We start from the raw sequence: 21,627 nt of genomic DNA on the forward strand, positions 1-21,627 counted from the left end.
CGAGAGCCGGTCCGTAACACAGCGAGTTCGGGGGACGTCATGCAGAAGAACAGCATCCGTAGGGGCGCGTTGGCGGTGGCCGCGGTGGCGGCGGCGTTGGTGATGACGGGGTGTCAGCCGGGCGACGCGGAGAGCGGGTCCGACGTGTCCTCGCAGGCGCCGACCGCGACCAACTCCCCCAACTCCCCTGTTTCCTCCGGGTCCACGGGGACAACTGGCTCCACCGGGTCCACCGGCACGGCGGTGAAGACGTGTGCGCCGGACTCCCTGAAGGCGTCCGCCTACCAGGCCGCCGACCGGCCGCAGGGCACCGGAACCGGTGCGGCGATCGTGCAGTTCACCAACGCCGGCGGCAAGTCGTGCGTCCTTCAGGGCCACCCCACCGTGGCCGGCGCCGCGAACGGTTCCCCGGAACTCAACGTGCCCCTGAAGGTGACCCCCACCGGTTCCGCCTCCCCGGTGAAGCTCGCCCCCGGTGGTCAGGCCTGGCTGAAGCTGACCTTCGTGCAGGTGCAGGGTGAGGGGGACGGCTATTGCAAGTCCGGAGAGGCGCCGGTGATCTACCCGACGATGGTGATCGGCCTGCCGGGCTCGGGGGCACACCAAGTCGCCCTGGACGACGGGGAGTTCGCGGAGTGCGACGGCACGCTGACGGCGACGGCCGTAATGGCAACGAAGCCCTCCTGACCGTAGGGCCATCCGTTCTGTACGGCCTGTTCGGCTACACGGGCTGCCGGTCTCCCGACGTCTCCGCCGCCAGCCCCCGCATCACATGCTCCAGCAGGGCGAGCAGCACCGTCTTGACCGACTCCCGGTCGCGGGCGTCGCACAGCACGAGCGGGATGTCGGGGGCGAGGTCGAGGGCGGTGCGGATCTCCTCGGGGTCCTCCTCGCAGATGCCGTTGAAGCAGTTGACGCCCACGGCGAAGGGGATGCCGCGGTGCTCGAAGAAGTCGACGGACGGGAAGCAGCTCTCCAGCCGCCGGGTGTCGGCGAGGACGACCGCGCCGAGCGCGCCGCGCGACAGGTCGTCCCACATGAACCAGAACCGGTCCTGTCCGGGGGCCCCGAAGAGATAGACCACGAGGGCCGAACTGAGCGTGATCCGGCCGAAGTCCATGGCGACCGTCGTCGTGGTCTTCTGCTCCACCCCGGTGAGGTTGTCGACGCCGACGCTGGCCTCGGTGATGAGTTCCTCGGTGCGCAGCGGCGTCGTCTCGCTGATCGCGCCGACGAGGGTGGTCTTGCCGACGCCGAAGCCGCCCGCGACGAGGATCTTGGCCGTCGCGGCGTTGGGCGCCACCGTGGTGGCGCGGCGGTCAGATTCTGCGTATGCCATCGATCACTGCCTGGAGGAAACGGGCGTCGGGGATACCGGCCGCGGTGGGCGGGGAGACGGAGACGAGTTCGTTGTCCAGGAGGTCATCGAGGAGCACCCGTATGACCGCGACGGGCAGGTCGAGCCGGGCGGCGACCTCGACCAGCGCGGTCGGCGTGCGGCACAGCGCGAGCAGCCGGTTCTGTTCGGGCTGCAGCCGCTGTTCGCGGGTCGGTGGCCGGACGGTGCTGATCAGGGTGATCAGTTCGATGCCGGAGTGGGCGGTCGGGGTCCGGCCGCCGGTCACCGTGTACGGGCGGACGAGCAGCGCGGGGTCTTCGTCCGCCCAGGGATCTTCCTCGGACCAATGTCTCATTCATGCTCACCCGCGAAGGGCGCACCGCTGTACTCCGGGAACCGGGGGGCCGCGCTGAGGAACTGCCCCACCTGCCGTACGACCATGGTCATCTCGTAGCCGACGTTGCCCACGTCCACCTGGGAGGTGGCGAGCACGGCGAGCCGGGCGCCGCCGCCGGCGGTGGTGACGAAGAGGAAGAGATCGTCCATCTCGATGACGGTCTGCTGCACCCGGCCTCCGCCGAAGTGGCGGCTGGTGCCCAGCGCGAGCGAGTGAACACCCGAGGAAATGGCGGCCAGTTGCTCGGCGTCCTCCTGGGCGAGCCGTTCGGAGGAGCCGACGAGTAGCCCGTCCTCCGACAGGACGATGGCGTGCAGGGTCTCGGGGATCCGCTCGATCAGGTTGTCCAGCAGCCAGGCCAGTCCGCCGTGCGTGGTGTTGGGCGCAGTCATGGGGTGTTCCTTGTCGGACGGGGACGGGTGGGCAACTGACGCCGCTCGGGTGGGGCCGTGGGGCGGGCGGATGCGGGGGCTTCGTCGCGCGGGGCCGAGGGCCAGGCGGGCATGGGTACGTCCTCCTGGGCGCGGGCGCGGCGGGTGCCGTCCCGGAGCGCGGCGAGCATCGAACGCGCCTGCTCCGGCCGCCGTTCGTCCCGCGCCGGGCCGTGGTCACCGTCCGGTCCCTCCTGCCGCTCCCGCAGCTGCGGCGCGAGATTGGCCTGCCGCACCCGACGCGGAAGCCGACCCGAGCCACCGGCCCGGGGTCCTGCGGACGGCACGGCCGCGCTCCGGAAGCCCGTCCAGGACTCGGCCCTGGGACGGGAGTTCGCGGGCACTACGGCCCCGTCGCGGGACCCGACTGAGGGCGCGGCCCAGTCCCGTTGGCCTGCCGAGAGCGCGGTCTCGCCACGGAGCCCTGCGGAGGGCGCCGCCCCGTCACGGAGACCCGCGGAAGGTGCGGCCTCGTTGCGGAGGCCCGCCGAGGGCCCGGCCCCGTCGCGGAGGCCGGCGGAGGACGTGGTGTCGTCACCGCGGCCCGCGGAGGGCACAGCCCCGTCACGGTGGCCCGCGAACGGCGCGGTCCCGTCACGGAAACCCGTGGAAGGCGCTGCCTCGTCACGGAAGCTCGCGAACGGCACGGGCTCGTCACGGAAGCCCGCGGAGCGCGTGGTCTCGCGGGAGCGCGCGGCGCCGGGATCGGAACCGGCATCGGTGCCGGGGACAGTGGGCGCCGTCGAGGCTTCCGGGGACGCCTGGGCGGGTGCCGCCTGGGGGTGTCGTGCCGGTGTGGTGCGGGTGCGCATCGGCATCCCGCCTACCGTCGCCCCGCCGCGTGGCGGAGCGTTGACCGGGCCGGTGGCCGAGCCGGTGACCGAGGCCAGATGGCGTTCCGCGCGGGCGTCCAGCGGCGGCGGTGCGGCGTCGGCGGCCTGCTCGGTGAGGGCGTGCGGGAGGACGACGACGGCCAGCGAGCCGCCGTAGGACGAGGCCTGGAGGCTGGCGGTGACGCCGTGGCGTTGGGCGAGGTGGCCGACGGTGAAGAGGCCGAGGCGGGGGTCCTCGCCGAGGGTGGTGAAGCTGAAGTCCTTGGGGTGGTGCAGGAGTTCGTTCGCCGCCGCGTACTCGTCGGCCGTCAGGCCCAGCCCCCGGTCCTCGACCTCGACGGCGTATCCCTGCGCCACCGGCAGTGCGCGTACCCGTACTTCGGTGTGCGGAGGGGAGAACGTCACGCCGTTCTCGATGAGTTCGGCCATGAGGTGGATCGTGTCGCCGACGGCGGGGCCCAACACCGCTATGGGAGGCAGGGGTTCGACCACGACCCGGGTGTAGCCCTCGATCTCGGACACCGCGCTGCGCAGCAGGTCCGCGAGCGGCACCGCGTGCTTCCAGCGGCGCCGGGGTGCCGCGCCGGACAGCACGGTCAGGCTCTCCGCGTTGCGCCGCATCCGGGTGGCGAGGTGGTCGACCCGGTAGAGGTCGGAGAGGAGTTGCGGGTCCTGCTCCTTGCGTTCCATGGAGTCGATCACCGTGAGCTGACGGTGCACCAGCAGCTGGATACGGCGCGACATGTTGTGGAAGACCAGTCGCGCCCCCTCCCGCAGCGCGGCCTGCTCCAACGCGACGCTCACCGCGGTCCGCTGGGCGCTGTTGAAGGCGTCCGCGACCTTGCCCAACTCGTCGGTGCCGTAGTCGAGTTCGGGCAGGTCGTCGATCTCGGCGCGTTTGCCCTGGGTGCGCAGCCGGGTGATGAGTTCGGGCAGCCGTTCCTCGGCCAGCTCCAGCGTGGCCGCGCGCAGCCCGGACATCCGGCCGATGAGGGACCGGGTGATGCGCCAGGACAGAATCGCCACGGCGAGTACGGCGACGAGCGCGAGGGCGCTGCCCAACAGCGCCTTGACGAGCACCTGGTGGGTCCGGTCCGCGGAGTCCTTCGTGACCTTGAGCAGGTACTGACCCTCCACGGCCTGCACAGCGCCGGACACCCGCCCCGGGGCGGCGGCACGGTCGGCCGCGATCTTGGGCACGCTGATCGTGCCGTCGTGCGCGGCGGACGCCGCACCGACGGTCTTCTCGAAGGCCGCCATGGCGGCCCAGTCCCGACCGCCCATGGCCTTGCCCAGTTCCGCGCCCAACTCCGTGGGCAGGTAGGGCTCCACCTCGTTGGACAGCACGGAGACCCGGATCGCCTGGGCGGCCGCCAGTGCGGACCGCTCCTGGACGCTCAACTTCCCTGACGCGGCGACCCCGTTGAGGATCGCCTCCTCCTGGGACAGGGCCTCCGCCCCGCGCAGGAACGCCAGGGCGTGGCCGGCGTCGGCCGCGGTGGCCGCGTCGCCGCTGTCGGTGCTGAGCATCCCGAAGAGGTTCAGCGCCGACGAGACGGCGTCGGAGTAGACGGTGTAGGCCTGCTGCCGGGTGGTCTTCCCGTCGTCGACCGCGGTCCGTTCGGTGGTCAGCCCGGTGAGCCGCTTCCGTACGGTGGCCAACTGGGCCTGGTACTGGGCCGTTCCGACCCCGGCGGAGGCGGCGTCCGCCGTGCGGAATCCGGCGAGCAGGGCGTCCGTCCGGCGCCGCTGCGCGTCCAGGGCGGCAGAACTGCCGTGCGAGGCCAACAGGCTGACCGTCAGCTGCCGTTCCTTCTGGAACTCGCCGACCGCGGGCTGCAGGGCGTACGTGGTCTTCGCCGCCTGCCCGACGGTGTTGGACTTGTGCCACTGGTCGAACAGCGCGAACGAGCCACTGACCCACAGCAGCACCATCGCCGTCGCCGGTACCACCGCGAGCGTGATGAGCGAGGCACGGATACTGCGCCCCCGACCGGCACCCGCTCCCGCCTGCACGGATGCGCCGCGATGTCTGCTCACCTCGCCCACCGGCATCCCGCGGCACGGCAGAGAAGTGGAGCTGCGGTGAGGAACTGCGACACCGGCGATTTCCTTTCCGGGGTGGCGCGACGCGTCGACACGGGCACGCAGACACGTCAACACGCCTGCAGACACTGGGGAGTTGACGGCGCAGCACGCCAGGAACGCCAAGGACACCCTGCGGATTGCACAACGGGCGCCCGAGCCCCCGCGCAGTTGGTTAGGTATGAAACCGAGCCGTTCCACCCTGGTCAAGGGACGCCACAAACGCGCCAGGCGCAGAGGTTCAGGCCACTCGACGCACTATGCGCGTAGACAATCCAATGCCCCTCACCCCCAACCCCCCACCCACGGAGACGTTTTGGCTGACTACCCACGGTGAGGTGCGGGGCAGAGGGTGGTGCGGGTGACGCCGGGGGCACCGGGAGGGTGGCGGGACGAGCGGCACCATACCGAGGGGCATGTGACTGAGTTCACAGCATGAACACCGTCCGAGCACACCAACACCACCAGCCCCCGGGGCCGTTGCGAGAGCGCCGTAGGAACCGCTCCGCGCTCACGCCCGCCCCGGTGCCTCCAGCAACGCCTGGCTCTGTCCCCCGAGCCACGTCATGCCGTACGTCTCCGCCCCGCGTGCCGTCTCCCGCAGCAGCCGGACCGCGTGCGGCTCGCTGCCCGGGCCGCCAAGGCGGCGCAGGGCGCGGGCCTGGGCCAGGCGGAGGCGGGCGAGTTCGGGCTGTGAGGAGCGGGCCGGGACGGCCGCCTGCCGGAAGTGTTCGAGGGCGGTCTCCGGCTCACCGGCGGCCAGGGCCAGCAGGCCGCAGGCGCGGGCGGTCGGGCCGACGAGGACGCTGGGCCAGCCGCCGAGGGCGATCTGCTCACCGTCGTGCGGCGCGAGGCGGGCGCGGAGCACGGGCAGCACCGGTGCCAACTCGGCCTCGAATCCGCCCTGGAGGTCCAGCGCCGCGCACACCTCCGCCAGCAGGACGAGCGCGGGCACCGCCCAGCCCGACGGCGGGAACCGGTCGACGTCGGCGACACAGCCGAGGAACAGGTCCGCCCCCTCGGCGTACTGCCCGGTCTCGCACAGCGCGAGGGCCAACCCCGCCCGCCAGACCGGGAAGTAGGCGTGCCGCTCGACGTCGCCGGCCAGATCGGAGGTGAACAGGTCGGCCAGCCGCCCCTGTTGCCTCAGCAGCCAGTAGGCCTGGCCGAGACGGGTCTGGGTGAGGTTGTCCGCGGGCACGGCGTAGTCGGCGCGGAGCAGTTCGATGAACTTCAGGGACTCCACGAAGATCCACTCGGCGGCGGCGTCGAACCGGCCGTGCCACATGTCGAGCAGGGCGTCGAGTGTGTGCCGCTGCCAGCGGGCGAGGGCGCTGTGGGTATCCGCGGCGTGCTTGCGGTACTGGTTCGCGGTGGCGAGGGCGCTGTAGATCCTGCCGTTGCGCAACTGGTCGATGGCGGTGGCCATGAGCGCCTCACCGCGGAAGTACGCCGAGTCGTGCCGGGCCGCGGCCTCGCGCAGCTGCTCGGAGAGCGTCAGTGACTCGGGTGCGGTCATGAAGTCGTAGCGTGCCCAACGGCATTCGGTGAGGACCTCGCAGCGCACCTCGTCGTCGCCGTCGACGGGTAATCGGCGCAGGGTGTCCTCGGCGAGCCGCGCACCCTCGGCGGGGCCGGCGAGCCCCGCCGCGGTGTCCTGACTGACCGCCAGGGCCATCTTCTTCGCCAGATGGGCTTCGAGACGCAACCGCAGACCTACGGTCTCGGGACTCTGATCGCCCTCCAGCGCGGCCAGGCAACCCCGGAGCGACTGCAGCAGCTCACGGTCGACCTGCCCGGGATCGGACCAGCGGCGGGCCATCCTGATCACGGCCTCGGCCTGCGCCCGCGGATCGCCCTCGGCGCTGCGGTACGCGGCCGTGTAGTGCCGTTCGGCGTCCCGCATCTCACCCGCGGCATGGCTGAGGTCACCGCGCCGGAGCAGCCGCCGGAACTCGGCACGGTCCTGCCCGGCGGCCGAACGCCCGCCCCGCCCGGGCGACTTGACCAGTTCGCCCGCCCCTCCCCCGACCGCCTTCGGCACAGCCTCGGAGCCGGGCAACGGCGCCAGCCCGACCAACGCACCCTTGGCACCCAGCACTTCGTCGCACAGCTGGGCCAGTTCCAGGGACGCCCTGCGGCGCCCGTTCTCCACGCGGCTCAGGAAGCTGCGGCTGCAGTACACCTTGCCGGCCAGCTCGCTCAGCGACATACCGGCCGCGATGCGGCGCCGGCGTAACTCGGCACCGAATCCGTCGTGCTCGATGACCATCCCCCCAACAACGCACCGCCCGACCGGTGTTGCCAAATACCCGCTGGCAACACCCGACCCCTCCGGCCCGGCACGATTACCGGCGAAGCTGTCTGTGCCGGAGCCTACGGGCACGGGGGCGCGTCCCATGGGGGAACGGGCGCACTGGTCATGCCTTCGGACGAACCCGGGGCGCGTGCTGCGGTCGATATGCCGGGGGCACTCGATCGCAGCACATCCGGTACCCGCCGCCGTGATCCACGGGGGCACCGACGAGCTGAACGACGACGGGGGACAGGGGGGTCCACGGTCCGGGGCGCGCGGGGGGCGCTCCGGACCCCGGATCATCCCGACGGCACCGACTCGCCGCTGTCACGGCGCCGCTTTCGGTGCCCACTCCCGCGTGGGCGGCCTCTTCGCCTACCACCACGTCGGCGCAGTCCACTCAGTCCACCCAGGAGAACAACCGGTTCGGTGACGCCCAGCCGTTCCGGGGCGGAGTCGCGCTGGTCGCCAGTGAGAACAGCAACGCGTACAAGTGCACGGCCGGCTTCACCGTCAAGGAGCGGGCCACCGACAACCTGTACATGACGCCCGCGGGCCACTGCTACACGAACCTGACGTACGTCTACGACCGCCGCACGGACGACAGCAGCGGCAACTGGGGCGGGCAGATCACGCAGGGCGGCCCCGAACTCCCCCACCACGCCCTGGAGTTGCCATGCCCCGCACCACCGACACCAGCCTCAGTCGCTGGCGATCAACATAGGTTCTGCGCTGATCGGACGTCATGTGGTCGTTCGGGATGCGGTCGTGATGACGGTCACGGGGGGCTTCGCCGGCACCCATGGGGGGTCGGTTCCGGACGCCACCCGTGGTGGTGGCGGGCCCGCGGGGCGATCGGGTCCCTTGTCGTACGCCACCGGGCATCAGTCCAGGAGCGCGATGACGCCCTCGATCGCGAGTGCCACCAGGGTGCCGCCGAAGCAGAGCGCCAGGACGAATTCGGTGATTCCGGAGGCCTCGGTGACGCGCACCTCGTCCTCCGTCGAACCCGCACCGGTGTCACTCCGGCCCGCCGCCGCCAGGCGACGGCCCTCTTCCAGTGTCTCGATCACCTTCCTGTGGCGACCGAAGGACGGCCAGCGGCTGAACGCCTCGACGCGCACCTGCCGGCCGTCCGTCAGGTCGAGGGAGAGGAGACCTTCGCGCGACCAGTCGATGCCCGACACCATCCGCCAGGGGATCCGGTACCGGCTGTACACATTGTGGATCACCAGCGTGGTGGCGCTGACGGACACGGACGGCACGATCTGAAAGCGCGCACCCCAGACGAGCAGACACAGCAGGGCGACGAGCAGCGAGATCCTCACCACGCTCACTTCGGGCATCGACCGGACGGCCGCGCCGACCGTCGTCACGGGAAGGACCGCGACAAGAAGGCCGCCCATGACCCGCCGGTCCCACCAGGGGGCGATGCGCTCAAGGTTCTTCGTCACTCCCTCATTCTCTCCTGCCGGTCGTTCTCCTCGGGGGTACTTCAGGAGCCCTCGAGGAGAACGACCGGAGCCTGTGCGTCAGTTGCCGAACAGGCCGCTGCCCCCGCCGACCGCTGCGTGCACCGCTGGCAACGGCTCGCTCGGTCCGGTCAGTCGAGCAGGCTGTCGCCCTCCACCGTGCGCGTCGAGCCGTCGGCGAGGTGCAGGGTGAGGGTGCCGGTGAGCAGGCCGTCCGGGTTGCCGTGGGGCCACCAGGCCGTGAAGCGGCCGCCCTGGATCATGGCCTCGGTCGTGTGCCCGTGGTCCCGTACGGTGATGCCCCTGACGTCCGAACCCGCCCAGCCGACCACGTAGTTGAGCTCCTGGTCACCACTCCCTCGGGCACCCAGCGTGTCCACCTTGATGTGCCCGTCGGGCTGTTCGCGCACCGCGGAGATGCCCATCGACGTGCCGCCGTCCGAACCGGCCAGGCAGTAGGCCGACTGGTCGCCGCGCGTGACGATCATCGAGGCGACCTTCCCGCGCAGGTCCGCGTTGCTGATCACCGGCTCGGTGCCGGTGCCGTTCACGTCCGTCGCGTCCAGGCACCACTTTCCGGCGGCGGAGGCGCGCGCGGCGGCGACGTCCACGTTCTTGGGGGTACCGGTCCAACTGGCCAGTTCCGAGGAGGACAGCGGGCCCGAACCGCCCAGGCCGGGCAGACCGCCGTTCACCGCGACCAGCGCGAGGCCGGCCGCGAGGGCCCCGGCCGCAGTGAAGGAGAGCCGCCGTACCAGCGGGCGGCGCAACGCGGCGCCGAGCGAGCGGCCGGGGCGCTCGCTGTCGTCGAGGATGCTCCGCAACAGCGTCTCCTCGCGGTCGATCTCCTGGGCGGTCGGTGTGCGGCGCGGCGCGGCGTCGAGGTCGGCGAGGCGGGCGAGCAGGTCGTTGGTCATGAGAATTCCTGGCTTCCTGTTCAGTACGTGGGTGGCACGTGGACGGTGCGTGGGCTCAGCGCGTGGAGAGGGAGAGCGCGGACGACGCGGTGGCGGCGGTCTGGCCCAACCGGTCGGCCAGGCGCCGTTTCGCACGGGTGAGGCGCATGGAGTACGAGGCCCGGGTGCAGCCCAGTACCCGTGCCGCCTCCTTGGCGGTGAGGTCCTCCCAGACATGCAGCGCGAGGACTTCCTGGTCGGCGGCGGCGAGCGCCTGCCAGGCCTCGACCAGCTCCAGCCGGCTGTCCACACCGGCCGTCGGGTCATGGGCGTCGACGGTCGCGGTCCGGCCGATGTGCACGACGAGCGCGGACTGCCGGCGCATGCCCCGGTTCGCGTTCAGCATCAGGTTGCGGGCGGTGCCGAACAGCCACGGCCGCGCGTCCTCGGGCAGTTCGCGCCGCCGGCGCCACGCGGCGAGGAACGTCTCACCGACGACGTCATCGACGTTCATGGGATGCGCGCGCCGGCGGACGAACCGCAGCACGTCCTCGTAGTGCGCCCGGTACACCTCGGTGAACTGGGCTTCGCTGGCAATGGGCATGTGCTTCCTTCCCTGGCGTCTGCCCCCACGTGTCCAGCGCGCGTACAGGTGCAACAGGTCTTCGGGAAAACCCTCTCGCACGAATCTGCACGCTGCCCTGCGCGGACGTATCGAGTCGGCCTGCGCGATGCACACTTCCCACCGTTCCGCGCCGCCGGTTTAGTAAAGAACGGGAGCAAAGACAGGTCTCACGGCGGCCAGTACCAGCGTCCGTTGGACGAGCGCCTTCTACCAGCCTTGGCCGCAGGTTCGAGTCCCGCCGGGGGCGCTTCGCTACACCTCGTGTTTCCGCAGGTCAGGTCGGCTGTAGGGCTTACCGATGGCACTTCCTCTCGTGGCGCGTTGCTCGCTGCGCCGTAGACGGCTTCTGACGCTCTGTGAAGCAACGTCGCAGGCAGATGCAATTTCAGCGCTTCCGGACGTCCCGCAGGTTCGTACCGGAGGGGTGAACTCCAGCAAGCATTCGTCACGCTCTGCGACGAGGCCTCTCGTCGATCCTCGAGGACTCCGCGCCAGAAATCGCAGGGACGGCGGACTTCTGACACCCGGCTGTAAGCCAACGCTCGGCTGCGCAGCTTTCTGAACCGAGGGGACATACCGATGCCTCCTCCTGCGCCGAGCCGAAGATCGACTGCTCCAGAGCTTGTTCGCGGGCAGCGAGGACGTACGGGTAGCTGTGGGGGAACGCGCTCGACCGGACCCCGTCATCCTCGATCAGGCTGCTCCCTGCCACGTGGCCCATCCCGCGACAAACGCGCCGTGGATACCACCGGACAGGCCGATTGCGGCATGCCGGGGTCATGAACAGGTACGCGGCAGCCAAGCCCTACACCCTGCCGACGGCGCTGGCCGAGCTGGACGGGCCGACGACGGGTGCAGTCACTCTGCCCCGTCACCTCGGCTGGGGGCCCCGATAGGTCTACGACCTGGCCGACCATGCTGATGTCGTGTTGATGTACGAACGGGTCATCCGTGAGGCCCAGACCCCGGCCGACCTCGAGACCTACCTGAACGGCCCGCTTCTGCGGCGGCTGTGGGCCGACCTGTTCCTCCCGCTGCCGGTCCGTACGGCCTGGCAGTCCCGGTTCACCGAGCTCGCTGCGAAGGCGGCCGCGGCATAGTGGAGGAACTGCATCGGCGGCTGATCAGGATCGGGCTCGACACGCTCGCCGAGGACTACGGCTACGCACTCGCGAGCGGCTATGCCATCCAGGCGCACCGCATCGTCAAATGAGCGATGACGTCGACCTGTTCGCGCCCATCGATCGCGCCGCCGACGAGATGCCCGAGGCGGTCGCCCGGCTCATCAAGGCGTATTCGGCGGCTGGATACACGGTGGAGACGGCCCAACAAACCCCTACCTACAGCCGGTTGAACGTCATCGATCCGTCCACCGGATCACAACCAAGGTGGAACTCGTCGCAGAATTCCTCCGCCATGCGCCCGTCCCCTCCGAACTCGGTCCTGTGCTCCACCGTGACGACGTCGCCGCCGGCAAAACCGGCGCCCTGTTCACCCGGGCCGAGGTCCGCGACTCCATCGATGTCGACGGCCTGTCAAGACCGGCTACAGCCGTGAGCGGCTGATCGAACTCGCCACACAGAACGACGCCGGATTCGACCGACGGATGTTCGCCGACGCCCTCCGCCGTGTGCAGCGCTACACCGACAAGCAATACGCCGCCTACGGCCTCGACCCCCAGGCAGCCGCCGCGCTCCGCCAGCAGTTCAACGACTGGCAACAACGACTCACCCAGCCCGAATCCGACCAAGATCGCAGCTGAACCAGAGTGAAGTCCTCCCGCGCCGGGCAGCGTCGGCTGAGGCGATCCGGCGCGTCGTCCGAGCCACGCCGCTGAACCGCCGCCGACGGAAATCAGGTCGGCCACGGCCCGCAGAACTGCGCGGCTTTCGGCCTCCGGGATGTCCCTCGACACCTGCTGGGTGTGCTCCCCCGGATGACATCGTGCGGTCGGAAACGGCGTGGTCCGTCGGGGGACTGGACTACGCCGGCCAAATGAGCGGTGAGCAGTTCACCCACCGCCAAGGGGGTGACCGCCGGGACAGGACGGCTCAAGCGCCCTGGCGACGCTGTCCGTGCAGGTCAAGGTTTCGGCACGGGCCAGGACGCGCTCACCACCTCACGACCGCTCAGGTACCCCGGCGGGCTCGCTCGACGATCTCGTCCTCCTTGAGCGGCACATCGTGGTGACTGAGGCAGATCGGCACCTCGATCTTGCTGAATCCGGTCCCCTCGCTCGCGGCGTTGAACATGCCGGCCTTGAGACCGGCGAGGTTGTCGAGGACTGCGTTCCGCGCCTGAGCCATGGTCCTGGCCGCCTCGATGTGGGCGACTCCTGTGAGTCGGCCGATGAACTGGTTCACGGTGTTGCCCAGCGCCTGGTTGTGGATCCCCCTGGGGAGCTGTGAGGCGAGGACTATCCCGAGTCCGTACTTGCGTATCTGGCGGATGAGTTCGACGGTGCTTTCCGTACTCGGATTCGATGTACCGGAGGGCACGAAGTTCTGCGCCTCGTCCATCACCAGCAGCCCGCCCAGGGCACGGTCACCGACCGGGTGTGCCCTGAACCATGAGAACAAGGTCGCCTGGAGGCGGCTGACGAATTGGGCCGGTCCGTCGCCGGACAGGCCGATGAAGCTGATCACCGAGATACGGGCGGCCTTTCCCAGCGACGGGATCAGGAGCATGCCGGGATCGGCGGGTGCGCCGGATTCCCCGAACAGCGGGTCGGTCTCCATCGCGGCTTCCAGCGTGTCCGCCATCTGAACCGCGAAGCGACTGGTCCTGCTGTTCACGATGTCGCTCGGGGGCTCGGCGAGCAGCTCGACGAAGCCGGCCAGGGTCTTGCCGCCGTCGCGCGCGTACCGTTCGAGGGCACGTTTGAGGACCCCCAGCTGCTGGGTCGCGCGAGCACTGCTGCCGCGTACACCGGCATGTGGCGCAAGTGAGGTCACCGTCGACCTGACCAGACGGGGGAAGTCGTCCTCGTCGTCAAGGACGGGACCGAAATCGGGAAGCGGGTAGAAGGAGATCGGACGTCCCCGGTTCAGACCCGGTGTCCACACCACCACTTCGACATCCGCGAAATAGCGTCGGGCCTCGCGCTCATGGTCGTCCGTCCAACCCTTCGGCGGGCTCGACCAGGGGTCGCCGAGCCGTGCGAGATCGTCGTTCGGATCCAGCACGATCGCCGAGACGCCGCACAGAGCGCACTGCTCCACAAGTCGCTTGATCAGGACCGTCTTGCCCGATCCCGCCGCGCCCACCACCGCGGTGTGCATCCGCAGTCGTTCCATGGGTACCGCAAACGAACGGCCGCCCCGGACCGTGGCTCCGACGACGATTTCGGTACGAGCGGGCTCGGGGTCCTCCGGTATGCCCGCCACATCCGCCGCCACCCTGGAGCCGACTTCCGTGGTCGCGATGCCGAGAAGCTGCCGTAAGTCTCCCAGCACCGGCGCGAAGACCTCGATGCGGGAAGCGGGGCGCTCCTGTCGCAGCCATGCGTCCAGGCCTGACGTACGGTCGTCGAGCATGGCCCGGAGGGCGGCCAGGGTCCGGAGGTCGGCGGCGCCGATCGGTAACGACACGCCGCCCCGCGCCTCGAAGTCGTCCTTGATGCCCTTGGTCTTGGGGCCGCTCGGGTACGGCATGTTCCGCAGCAGGATCAGCCGGCGGCTCGCCAGGTCGGCCGTCAGGCCGGCCTCCACCGCCGCATTACGGATCCGGTTCTGGGCGGCGATGGCGTTGTTCGCGGCGATCGCCCGGAAGGACCAGTGGAATTCGTTCTCGCTGGCCTCGTCCACGACATAGCGCAACCGGGCGTGCAACGCCGCCTTGCGGCCGAAGTCGGTCTCGATGGAGAACCGCGTCTCGTCGGCGCCCAGTTCCCTGACCAGACTCCGCAGCCCCGCGCCCAGCAGAGCGGGCATCAACCCGTCCTCGGTCGTGGGGTCGAGCGGCCCGAGGTCGTCCGCCTCGGCACGGAGCTTGTTGAAGGGCTCCGTGAGGGTGCTCAGGTTGACGGCCCTCGCCGGTGCGGGCGGTGCGGCTGCCGTGGGCTCTGCGCCTGCCAGGGAGGTCAGTTCGGCCACCGTGCCGGTCTGCAGACACGCCTCGATGTGCTTCTGGACCCGGATGAGCAGCCGCCGTGCGGTGTAACGGTGTGGGGCTTCGGCCAGCGCCGTCGAGGTGACCGGCCAGGTGGGATACCGCGGAGTGAACCCCACCGACTCGTAGTAGGCCCGAAAGCGGCTGCTGACGATGGCGGCGGCGGTGGCCTCGTCGGGAATCGCGCCGAGCGTCGGCAGAACCTCGAACCGGTCCAGGGCGGACCGGACTGCCGCCCGGGAAATCTGCTCCCAGGTGTCCTCGTGGCACGCCACGACCATCAGGGTCCGGCGGGCTTCCTCCCGCAGTTCCATCAGGCCGGTGGCGATCTCGCTGCTCAGCCTCTTCGCGGCCCGGCCCTCGCCGGAAGGGGCCGATGTCAGCGACGACGTCTCCGTGGCGGACACCAGGGTGTCGAGCTGGTCGAAGGCGAACACCAGCGGTCCGACCAGGGCGAACAGGCGCGTCAGATCGCGGAGGACGAGTTGAGCCTGTCGCCCGCCCGGCGACATCCCCCAGGCGGCGCGCTTGTCCCCGTCGTCGTCGTTGAGCGCGAAGTAGGCCCTGCCGATCTCCACGGGATCGCCGGTGGAGGCTATGAGCGCCAGCGCGCGGGCCGTGTCCGCGGCCTCGTTGCCCACCTGTCGGTCGATGGTCCGGATCCCCCGAACGAACGCATCGACATGGGCTCGCGTCAACTCGCGCCGGCCAGTGACGGCGTTACGGGTATCCGTGTCGAGGCGAGCCTGGCGCGAAAGCTCGTCGAGCAGGCGAATCAGTTGTTCCTGGCCACCCTCGTCCTCCCGGTAGAGACTGTCGACGAGACTGTCGGCGGCGCTCTCCCAGAAGTTCCGGCCGGTGACAAGCTTGATGTAGAAGAAGGAGCCGCCGCGCTGCTGGATCTCGTGGCGGGTCCAGCCGAGCAGATGCGTCTTGCCCGAACCGGTCTCGCCACGCACCACGGTCGCAACCGGCGAGTGGGCGCGCTCGACGGCGCTCATTGCCCTCCCCAGCCGCCGGAAGACCTCAGGATGAAGGCCGTCGACGTGGTACGAGGTCACCGGTGTCCAGATCTCTTCCTGGGTCAGCGCGGTGTTGATGTACAGCGTCTCCAGGGCGGCGAGTTCCCCGTTCACGCCGGTCCGATCCGCAGCAGGTGGCGAGGTTCGCCGCCGATGTCAACGGCGGCTCCGCGGTCCTCGTCGCTGAGCGTGCGCTGGTTGAGCTCGCCCATCAGCTGTACGTCGGGCTGCTCGATCATCCGGTCGAGTTCGGCGTCGACGGCCCCTCGCGGCAGGTTCTCGAGCCATGGGCGCAGCGCCGACAGTCTGACCCAGCTGCCCGGTTTCCGGCGGACGGTGAGTTCCGTGTAGACCGCGCGGATCCAGTCCTCGACGTCGGGCTGGAAGAACTCGCCGAACTTGGTGCCGGAGCGGGCCAGGTACTGTCCGACGTTGTCCAGCACCGCGTAGAGCACCCCGGCCGGAAACTTCGCTCCGTCCGGGCGTCCGGCCACCAGAGCGGCCTCGCACCAGGTCCGGCCCGCGGACGTGAGCTGGTGCGTGTTGACCGCACCGTGCTTCCTGGTCACGATCCGCTCGGCATCCTCGTTCACTCGCCGTCGTACCGCCGCGGTGATCTCCAGGCCGGCGAGTTCGCGCAGTTCACGGTTGGTCACCGGCCGTGCGACCACCATCAGGGCGAACAGCGATGCATGATCCCGTACAGTCAACTCCGTCGGCACAGTACCCCTCCTCGATGAGCCGAAATCCGGTCAGATGTCGAACCCCCGCCTGGGCACCAGTTCCACCCGGCCGGTCATGCTGGACAACTCGCCCATGACGGTGATCACCTGCCGTTCCCGATGCGCGGTGATCGCACGGTCGTACGACGCCTGGTCCGGGAGCCGCACCCAGACGGCCCGCCGGACGAGTTCGGCGTGCTCGGTGCGCAACTCACCGCGGACCTTGATCCGCCACCGGTCGTTGCCGGAGGAGTCGTCATGCAGCCCCTCGACCACACCGGAGACCGTTGCGGCACCGGTGGCGTTGAGGCCGCTGCGAAGCCGCACGGACGCGGCGTGCAGAAGCGATCCGGAGGTCTCCGGGAACGCGACAACGTGTGACGCCACATCGAGTGGCTGCGAGCGCGCCCACCGGAAGCCGATCTCGAAGGGCTCGCTCTGTTCGTGGCCGGAGAGCTCACTGAGCGCCTTGCACAGATCCGCGGAGACGCCGGCCGTGACGGTCTCGTCGAAGGCCGCGGGCGCGTCCGCCGCTACGGCTGCCTGGGCCGCGCTCACCGCCTCGAGCATCTGGACCAGCACGGCCCGACCGGTGACCTGCTCCCCGCTCGGGGTTCGGGCCGTCGCGTCCGCCGCCACTCGGATCTCGACGACGTAGCTCCCGGCGCGGGAGGGGCCGAGTTCGGCTGCGCGCAAGAGGTCGCCCACCACGCCCGGTTGCCGGCCGGCGAAGGCGAAGTGCGGACCCTGCACGACGGTGCGCGCCGCCGCCGTCAGGAGGTTGCGGACACCCAGCACCGTCTGCGTACCCAGAAGCAGCGAGGTGTAGCCGGGGTCGTGGCCGGTGGGAAACGTGCGGAAGGACTGCTTGTCCAGCTGCGGTCTGGCGATCTCCAGGGCGATGTCGCTCGCCGGCCGGTCTTCCAGCGCGCACAGACAGCGCAGGATCTCCCGTAATCGGCGGTCGCTGTCGCCCATGCCGTCGCGAGCGGGTACCAACACCTCGTAGTCGCCCGGGTGTTGCCACACACTCGCTCCGCGCCAGCCTTGTGGATCCCGCTCCCAGCCCGTTTCCGCCAGATAGCTGGCGATGTCGTCGACCTTCAGCGGAATCGTCATCGGTTCCCCTACCAGTCGGACTGCGTCTCGGCGAGCCGGCGCAGTGAGGCGGCGGTGAGCACGTTCGCTGTCGGAACTCTGACCGGACGCTTTCGGTGACGGTCGGGGTCCTTGATCGGCTCCTCGCCGCGAAGCGAGACGAAGTAGCCGAGGTGACGGAGTATCACACCGTCGGTGCTCATGGCCGCGTACGCCTGGTTGTCGGCGGGGACGCAGATGACGAACAGAAACCGGGGCACGGTGAAGTCGGGACCGGCGAGCCTGTTGAACTGCCACTCGTTGAGCCCGCGGTAGTTCAGGTGGCCGGACGACACGGACGGCGCCGACCATGTCTTGATCTGAGCCTCGACAGTGGGTGACAGCGTCCGTCCGTAGCGGCCGGTGGCGCGGAACCCGAGGTCGACCCCGTCCGCGTCGAGATCGCCTTGCAGGACGATCAGGCCTGCCGCAGAGGCCAGCACACGGACGTAGTCTTCGCCGAACTTGCCCTGATGCTGCTTCGCATCGAGCACGAAAGCCCCCCAATGTCCCCCTACTGTGGCACACAGTAGTCAGAACCTTACGGCACGCGCTGACGACTGTCAGGGCCCCAAAATGGACCTTCCGACAGGCCTGCGAAACAATGGCCGGCAGGCAGCTGTTCATCCCTGATGCGATGTAGGGGCGGGCCTCCCGCCCCGGCCGGGTACGGACGATGCTGTGGTTGCCGCATCTGGCTCGTTCTCCCGTTCTGGGAAGTCAGGGGGCCTTGATGCACCACCTGTCCGTGCCCGTGGTCACCGCCCACGGTGCGTTCGGAGCCACCACCCTCGCCCTGATGCTCCTCGCGGCCGTCCGACCCTCGCGCCCGCTCGCTGTGCTCCGGGAGACTTAGAGGAGCTAACAGAAAGCGCTCGGGGGCCCATGTCCCGTTCCGTGTGGCCTCGTTGGACAGGCCATGGGGAAGGGGAAGCGCCCGCCGTGGCTGGTGACGGACGATTTGCGGGTGCGGATCGAACCGTTGCTCCCGGTGCGGTCCCGGCGGGTGCGGAAGCCGGGCCGGCTGCCGCTGGATGACCGCAAGTGCCTGCAAGGGATCTTCTTCGTGCTGCATACCGGCATCCAGTGGGAGTGGCTGCCGCAGGAGCTCGGGTTCGGGTCCGGGATGACGTGCTGGCGTCGGCTGCGGGACTGGAACGAGGCTGGTGTGTAGGACCGGTTGCACCAGGTGTTGCTGACCGAGCTGCACCAGGCCGGGAGGCTGGACCGGTCCCGGGCGGTGATCGACGGCTCCCACCACCAGGCCCGCCGGAGCGGCCCAAAACCGGGCCGAGCCCGCTCGACCGTGCCAGACCGGGCTCGAAACACCACGTGATCACCGACGCGCACGGCACCCCGCTGGCCATCACACTGACCGGAGGAAACCGGAACGACGTCACCCAGCTGCTGCCCCTGCTCGACGCGATACCCCACATCAAGGGCCGCACTGGCAGGTCCCGTCACCGGCCACAGCAGCTGTTCGCTGACCGTGGCTACGACTTCGCAAGTACCGCCGCCTGCTGTGGAAGCGCGGCATCAAGCCGGTGATCGCTCGACGCGGCACCCCGCACGGCTCCGGACTCGGCGCCGTCCGCTGGGTGGTGGAGCGCACGAACGCCTGGATCCACGGCTTCCGCCGCCTACGGATCCGCTGGGAGATCCGCGACGACATCCACGAAGCCCTCCTCAAACTGGCCTGCTGCCTGATCACCTACCGCCGCGTCAAAGCTTTCTGTTAGCTCCTCTTAGACGCCATTTCAGTTGGCGTGATCTTGCGGCAGTCCGAGGTGATGAGTGATGCGCTTGCCGAGCGGATGGCGCCCGAAGAGCTGTGGACGTTGTTCCAGCGGGTGGTGCCGCCCGCACCGGTTCGCCCGCAGGGTGGAGGGCACCGCTGGCGAGGGGACCGCGAAGTGCTGGCGGCGATCATCTTCGTGGCCACCTCGGGCTGCACCTGGAACCAACTCCCTCCGGGTTTCGGACTGTCGGGAGTCACCGCCTTCCGGCGGTTCACCGAGTGGACCGAGGCCAGGGTGTGGGCCAAACTCCACCGCCTGGTCCTGGACGAACTCGGTGCCCGGGGCGAGCTGAACTGGTCGCGGTGCGCGATCGACTCCGTCAGCGTTCGGGCCCTCAAAGGGGGCAACTGACAGGACCGAATCCGACCGACCGGGGCAAGAAGGGATCGAGAATCCACCTCATCGTCGACCGCCAGGGCCTGCCCCTGTCCGTCGGCATCTCCGCCTCCAACCTCCACGACAGCCAGGCCCTCATCCCGCTGGTCCGCGGCATCCCGCCCATCCGTTCCCGTCGCGGACCGCGACGTCGGCGGCCCGGCAAGCTGCACGGCGACAAAGGCTACGACTACCGCCACCTGCGGCGATGGCTCGCTTCCCGAGGCATCCGGCACCGCCTCGCCCGAAAAGGCGTCGAGTCATCCCGACGCGTGGGCCGACATCGCTGGGTCGTGGAGCGGACGGTGTCGTGGCTGTCCAGGTGTCGACGCCTTCACCGCCGCTACGAGCGCAAGCCGGAACACTTCCTCGCCTTCACCGCCATTGCCCCGACCCTCATATGTCACCGCAGACTGATCAAGTGAAATGACGTCTAAGAGCACGGAATGACTGCACCCGCTGCGGATAGCCGGACTAGGAGATCCTCGGTCCCAGGTACGAGGCTGGCCGACTGTCGGCGGGCGTAGTGCGTCTCGAACACCACACTCGCCCGCGTCTACTCTCGATCGGTCAGAGGGTGGCCAGGACCTGGGGCAGGTTGACGTCAGTCGCCGGCTCGACGAGGTGCGGTATGAGGTCCCTTGCCGGCCATCCGTTGGCAATAGCAGGTGGCCGCCGACTTTGAACGCATCCTCGGAGCCGACCACCCCATGTCGGCGGGATCCAGTCAAGTACTGATCCTCTGGAGTGCCGAGACTTAGCCGTTTCCTACATGATCTAAGAGTCGCTCCGGCCCTCCCGCACGAGCGCGGTCGACTGCCTCGATCGACGTGCACCGACGTGTAATTCCTTCCGCAGAGTCTCGACTGACGCAGGTCGCTGATGCCGTTCACGGTGCCGGGCATCAAGCGCCCGAGCCCTCGCCAGCAATGAATCCTCACCTGCTTGCCGACGCCTACGTTGCGCCGCGCCACGCCCTTCTCCCATAGCCTCAGCAACATCGACGATCCGATCAACCGGACGGTGCACCAGGAGTTCCACCGACAGCAGCAGCGCGACCGGAGGCCATCCCGCTACCAGCACCGGCTTCCACTCCAGCACTGGCGCTGCCGCGATATTTACGGCCAGCGACACCGCGATCCCCAGCGAAAACGCCGACCAGATCGCACCTCGTACCTGGCGCGTGTAGAGCCCTGAAGGCTTCAGCAAGCCGACCGTGGCCAGAAGCAGAAGCCCGTCCACGGACAGCGGCCACCACGAGGCGCTGACCGTGTACGCCCCGCCCTGCAACGCGAACTCCCGCTGGTGAATGTACGAGGCATAGGCCGCGACCCCGGCTACCACGAGAGCACACAGAGGACGGATCCACGCATCGAGAGCGAAGCCTCGGCTCCCGGTGACTCCCTCTCGGAGGTCGGTCACATCACTCATCAGACCCACCGCCAGGACGCCATCCCAGCGCACAACGCGTGCACACTTCCACGGGAACTCCCGGGAACTCGCAGGTATAAGCGGGAAGCCCCCAGGCAGAGGAAAGGGCCCCGACCGGCCCATAAGACCAGGTCAGAGCCCTGCCGACAGACGAGCCGGGCTGTACGCCGGGTTCTGTCCCGAGGGGTCCTCGCGAACCCCCCGGCGACGGCCATCCATCTAGGACCGGTGTTGCCACCGGCCTCGTGCGGTCTACCCGCGGACTCGGGCGGGCAGCCCTCGAACGTCCGCGCAGAGCCACGCCTCTTTCGAAGCGGCGGCTCCTTTTGACCTTGCTCCGGGTGGGGTTTACCTAGCTGCCCAGGTCACCCTGGGCACTGGTGGTCTCTTACACCACCGTTTCACCCTTACCCGGCGCCGAAGCGCCGGGCGGTCTGTTTTCTGTGGCACTGTCCCGCGGGTCACCCCGGGTGGCCGTTAGCCATCACCCTGCCCTGTGGAGCCCGGACGTTCCTCGGGGAGTTCCCGCTAGGGGCACTCCACGCGGCCGTCCGCCCGGCTCGTCTGCCGTGTCGACCATGGTACCGGGCGGGCACCACCCCTCCGACCGACAGCCGGTCCCGCCGACCCCGTCGCCCCCCGGTCCGGACCGTGGGT

At 69.6% G+C, this 21,627-nt stretch carries 19 protein-coding genes, 1 other RNA gene and 1 pseudogene; 7 read left to right on the forward strand and 14 right to left on the reverse strand.

Annotation, left to right across the window (positions count from 1 at the left end; all coding sequences use genetic code 11):
* Positions 1 to 39: 39 nt before the first annotated feature.
* Entirely contained in the window at positions 40 to 687 is a 648-nt protein-coding gene (locus OO70_RS47735) for a DUF4232 domain-containing protein (protein ID WP_043687050.1), read from the forward strand.
* Between the two features lie 34 nt (positions 688 to 721).
* On the opposite strand, the gene OO70_RS47740 is transcribed toward OO70_RS47735, so the two are convergent.
* From OO70_RS47740 to OO70_RS47775, 8 genes are all read right to left on the reverse strand, one after another.
* On the reverse strand, positions 722 to 1,339 hold the full coding sequence (locus OO70_RS47740; RefSeq protein WP_051742369.1) for a GTP-binding protein: 618 nt from the start codon (positions 1,337 to 1,339) through the stop codon (positions 722 to 724).
* Positions 1,320 to 1,694, reverse strand: a complete 375-nt coding sequence (locus OO70_RS47745) for a DUF742 domain-containing protein (protein ID WP_043687052.1) — start codon at positions 1,692 to 1,694, stop codon at positions 1,320 to 1,322. Before OO70_RS47745 ends, OO70_RS47740 begins: the two co-directional genes overlap by 20 nt.
* The gene (locus OO70_RS47750) at positions 1,691 to 2,128 is read right to left on the reverse strand and encodes a roadblock/LC7 domain-containing protein (RefSeq protein WP_033281933.1); all 438 of its coding nucleotides are present in this window, start codon (positions 2,126 to 2,128) and stop codon (positions 1,691 to 1,693) included. The genes OO70_RS47745 and OO70_RS47750 overlap by 4 nt, the downstream gene beginning before the upstream one ends.
* Positions 2,125 to 5,040: a nitrate- and nitrite sensing domain-containing protein gene (locus OO70_RS47755; protein WP_158711642.1), complete on the reverse strand. Its 2,916-nt coding sequence runs from the start codon at positions 5,038 to 5,040 to the stop codon at positions 2,125 to 2,127. The genes OO70_RS47750 and OO70_RS47755 overlap by 4 nt, the downstream gene beginning before the upstream one ends.
* A 556-nt stretch (positions 5,041 to 5,596) precedes the next feature.
* On the reverse strand, positions 5,597 to 7,357 hold the full coding sequence (locus OO70_RS47760; RefSeq protein ID WP_043687058.1) for a helix-turn-helix domain-containing protein: 1,761 nt from the start codon (positions 7,355 to 7,357) through the stop codon (positions 5,597 to 5,599).
* 908 nt (positions 7,358 to 8,265) lie between these two features.
* A complete protein-coding gene (locus OO70_RS47765) occupies positions 8,266 to 8,835 on the reverse strand; it encodes a hypothetical protein (protein WP_043687060.1) in 570 nt (189 codons plus the stop codon).
* Between the two features lie 149 nt (positions 8,836 to 8,984).
* Entirely contained in the window at positions 8,985 to 9,770 is a 786-nt protein-coding gene (locus tag OO70_RS47770; protein ID WP_043687064.1) for a hypothetical protein, read from the reverse strand.
* A gap of 55 nt (positions 9,771 to 9,825) precedes the next feature.
* Positions 9,826 to 10,353 (reverse strand): RNA polymerase sigma factor, encoded by a 528-nt coding sequence (locus tag OO70_RS47775; protein WP_043687067.1) that lies wholly within the window; start codon positions 10,351 to 10,353, stop codon positions 9,826 to 9,828.
* A gap of 947 nt (positions 10,354 to 11,300) precedes the next feature.
* Between OO70_RS47775 and OO70_RS56430 the strand changes: the two genes are divergently transcribed.
* From OO70_RS56430 to OO70_RS56440, 3 genes are all read left to right on the forward strand, one after another.
* Positions 11,301 to 11,474, forward strand: coding sequence for a hypothetical protein (locus OO70_RS56430; protein ID WP_234337115.1), 174 nt, complete (start codon positions 11,301 to 11,303; stop codon positions 11,472 to 11,474).
* A gap of 288 nt (positions 11,475 to 11,762) precedes the next feature.
* On the forward strand, positions 11,763 to 11,939 hold the full coding sequence (locus OO70_RS56435; protein ID WP_234337116.1) for a hypothetical protein: 177 nt from the start codon (positions 11,763 to 11,765) through the stop codon (positions 11,937 to 11,939).
* A 41-nt stretch (positions 11,940 to 11,980) separates the two neighbouring features.
* The gene (locus OO70_RS56440) at positions 11,981 to 12,136 is read left to right on the forward strand and encodes a hypothetical protein (protein WP_234337117.1); all 156 of its coding nucleotides are present in this window, start codon (positions 11,981 to 11,983) and stop codon (positions 12,134 to 12,136) included.
* Positions 12,137 to 12,503: 367 nt separating this feature from the next.
* Here the strand turns inward: OO70_RS56440 and OO70_RS47790 are convergent, their stop codons facing one another.
* From OO70_RS47790 to OO70_RS47805, 4 genes are read right to left on the reverse strand one after another with little or no spacing between them, the layout of a single operon-like run.
* Positions 12,504 to 15,620: a helicase HerA domain-containing protein gene (locus tag OO70_RS47790; protein ID WP_043687071.1), complete on the reverse strand. Its 3,117-nt coding sequence runs from the start codon at positions 15,618 to 15,620 to the stop codon at positions 12,504 to 12,506.
* Entirely contained in the window at positions 15,617 to 16,228 is a 612-nt protein-coding gene (locus OO70_RS47795) for a hypothetical protein (RefSeq protein ID WP_043687073.1), read from the reverse strand. Before OO70_RS47795 ends, OO70_RS47790 begins: the two co-directional genes overlap by 4 nt.
* Positions 16,229 to 16,258: 30 nt before the next feature.
* On the reverse strand, positions 16,259 to 17,347 hold the full coding sequence (locus tag OO70_RS47800) for a hypothetical protein (protein ID WP_043687076.1): 1,089 nt from the start codon (positions 17,345 to 17,347) through the stop codon (positions 16,259 to 16,261).
* An 8-nt stretch (positions 17,348 to 17,355) separates the two neighbouring features.
* Complete coding sequence (locus tag OO70_RS47805) at positions 17,356 to 17,859, reverse strand: DUF4365 domain-containing protein (RefSeq protein ID WP_043687078.1); 504 nt, start codon at positions 17,857 to 17,859, stop codon at positions 17,356 to 17,358.
* Positions 17,860 to 18,098: 239 nt separating this feature from the next.
* Between OO70_RS47805 and OO70_RS56745 the strand changes: the two genes are divergently transcribed.
* The 3 genes and pseudogenes from OO70_RS56745 (at position 18,099) to OO70_RS54265 (ending at position 19,964) form a co-directional block, all read left to right on the forward strand.
* A complete protein-coding gene (locus OO70_RS56745) occupies positions 18,099 to 18,221 on the forward strand; it encodes a hypothetical protein (RefSeq protein WP_267881262.1) in 123 nt (40 codons plus the stop codon).
* Between the two features lie 63 nt (positions 18,222 to 18,284).
* Positions 18,285 to 19,104, forward strand: a pseudogene (locus OO70_RS53325) (IS5 family transposase).
* Positions 19,105 to 19,155: 51 nt separating this feature from the next.
* Positions 19,156 to 19,964 (forward strand): IS5 family transposase gene (locus OO70_RS54265; RefSeq protein WP_199827544.1). Its coding sequence is split into 2 segments (ribosomal slippage): positions 19,156 to 19,503 and positions 19,506 to 19,964, totalling 807 coding nucleotides; the frame shifts between segments, so codons are not numbered across the junction.
* A 352-nt stretch (positions 19,965 to 20,316) separates the two neighbouring features.
* On the opposite strand, the gene OO70_RS53335 is transcribed toward OO70_RS54265, so the two are convergent.
* Together OO70_RS53335 and rnpB are read right to left on the reverse strand one after the other, a co-directional pair.
* Complete coding sequence (locus OO70_RS53335; RefSeq protein ID WP_324604918.1) at positions 20,317 to 21,093, reverse strand: DUF2637 domain-containing protein; 777 nt, start codon at positions 21,091 to 21,093, stop codon at positions 20,317 to 20,319.
* Between the two features lie 24 nt (positions 21,094 to 21,117).
* An RNA gene (gene rnpB, locus OO70_RS51580) (RNase P RNA component class A) lies at positions 21,118 to 21,533 on the reverse strand.
* Positions 21,534 to 21,627: the final 94 nt, after the last annotated feature.

Origin of the sequence: Streptomyces xylophagus (assembly GCF_000716435.1) — a bacterium.
GTDB classification, from domain to species: domain Bacteria; phylum Actinomycetota; class Actinomycetes; order Streptomycetales; family Streptomycetaceae; genus Streptomyces; species Streptomyces xylophagus.